Annotated in this window: 1 protein-coding gene; it reads right to left on the bottom strand. The window is 69.8% G+C overall.

The features are described from left to right. On the bottom strand, nucleotides 1–2,163 hold a 2,163-nt coding region (locus WEE69_12000; protein ID MEX1146016.1), incomplete at both ends, for an FtsX-like permease family protein.

Below are 2,163 nucleotides of genomic sequence, written 5' to 3'. Positions count from 1 at the left end.
CACCACACCGAGCGGGATCCCCACGAGCGCCCCGAGCACCGCGATCGTGCTCGCGTTCCAGGCGACGGCGGAGAACACCTGCCGGCGCGTGAACCCGAGCGTCTTGAACACTGCGAGGTCGCGCCGGCGTCGCCGCACGCCGGTGACGAGCGCGTGCCCCACCGCCAGCAGCGCGAGCACGACGAGCAACGCACCCAGCACGGGAGGCAGCGACTCCACCTCCTGGATGCGCTTGATGTCCTCGGGAACGTTGGGGTCGGTACTGCCCTGCTCGCTGGCGCTCGCGAACCGCTTGGTGGCTGCAACATGGTCGACGCCGGGGCCGAAGCGCAGCAACGACCCGAAGATGTTGTCGTCGCTGCCGATGTCGAGGCGGTCGAGGCCCGCCCCGGTGAAGGCCGATCCGTCACCGGGGGAAGAGGCATCCCCAATCGTCGGGAACACCACCTGCCCGACGATGGTGTAGCGCCGGCGCGCACCTTCCGGTCCGCGACCCGTCACGATGTCGCCAACCTCGCGGTCGAGCGCCGTCAACGTCTTGACGCCGAGCGCGACTTCGTCGGCTGCCCTCGGCGCTCGCCCGGTGACGATCGTCGGTACGACCTTCCCTCGGAAGGTTTCGACGCCCATGGCTTGCACCGGCCGGCCGCCGAGCACGACCCGGAACATGCAGATCACCGCAAGGCCGTCGACGTCGCGGTCGGCGGCATCGACGGAGGCCTTTTGCGTGCAGATGTGTCCGCCGGTGACCCCGTCAGCAATCGTCACGGCATCCCAGTTCCACCCGAAGCGTGACGGCGTGGCCACGAGGCGATCGAGGCTTGCGGCAAACACGACGGCGGCGAGCACGCCGGCGACCGCGAGTGCGGCGCCGGCGATCGCCGACCGAGTCGGCACCGCGTTTGCACCTTTTCCGGAGTCGACGGCCATGCGCAGACCCGCCGTCGCTTCTGGTCGCAGCCCCCACTGCGTGCCCACCGTCGACAGGACCGGGCTGCGTCGGCGCGCCGCGTCCGGTTCGGTGCTGCGAACCGCGCGCCACGCAGCGAAGGCGGACAACGCCAGCGCGAGCACAACGAGCATGAAGCCCCCGAAACCCAGCACAAGGACGTCAAACGCGGCACCGGGGTTCGGCTCGGCCCGAGCAGCGATCCCGAGGGGCATGACGGATGAGACTGCGTACGCGCCGACAAGACCGACCACCACACCGGCGACGACCGCTGGAAGGGCGGCGATCGTGAGCGCGGCCACGTGCTGTCGGCGTGACATGCCGAGTGCCCGCAAGGATTCGTGGCCGGAGGCTGCGAGCGCGGCTTGGCGCGAGATCGCTTGGCCGAGCGCCACGAGGCCGGCGAGGGCGGCGATCGCTGCGAACAGCAGGAGGCCGGCGGTGAGGACGTCGATCGAGTCGGTGATGCCTCCAGTGTCGAACGACTCGTTCCGGAAGCCCACTGCCTCGCCTCCGGGAATGTCGCGCACGGCTCGGGTGAACGCGCGGATTCCTGCTGCGCCGTCCTCCAGTCGAACCCGGAGGTATTCGCCGAGGAACGTGCCGATCTGGTCGTGGTACTTCTCGTAGAAGGCAGGGGTCAGGAACGACACGCCAGCCGACTGACCTTCCGTCGTGAGGTCGAAGGGCCGACGCTCCACGCCGACGACCTGCAACCGGACCGTGGGCCCCTCCGGATCGGCCTCGAAGCTGTTGTCGGCGGCGAACCGGGCGATCTGCTCCGGCGTGAACGACACCATGGTGAATACGTCGCCGACCCCGACCCCGACGCCGGTGCTGTTCGCGGTTGCCTCGCTGACCGTGACCTCCGTTGCAGATCCTGGGTCGGCGTAGCGCCCCTCGAGGAGCCGGGACCGGTCGAGCTGCGTCCCCACATGACCGTCGATGCTGGCGAACAGGTTGACGCCGAAGTCGTCTCCCTTCGGGTACATCGCAAGGGAATAGATCCGACCGACGCTCTCGACGCCCGGGAGGCGCGCGATCTGGCGCGCGAGCTCGGGGTTCGCCGCTCCGCCGCCCGCCACGCCGTCGAACGGACCGGGGAACGTCGCGATCAGGTGGCCGGACTGCGTCTCCTCTCGAAAGCGGTCGAACGATGTGGAGGTGCGGCGCGCGCCGGCGACCGAAGCGAGGACCGACCCAACGGTGAGCGC

It is taken from the genome of Acidimicrobiia bacterium, from assembly GCA_040881685.1.
GTDB lineage: Bacteria > Actinomycetota > Acidimicrobiia > IMCC26256 > PALSA-555 > SHVJ01.
This window is presented reverse-complemented; position numbering and strand designations above follow the sequence as displayed.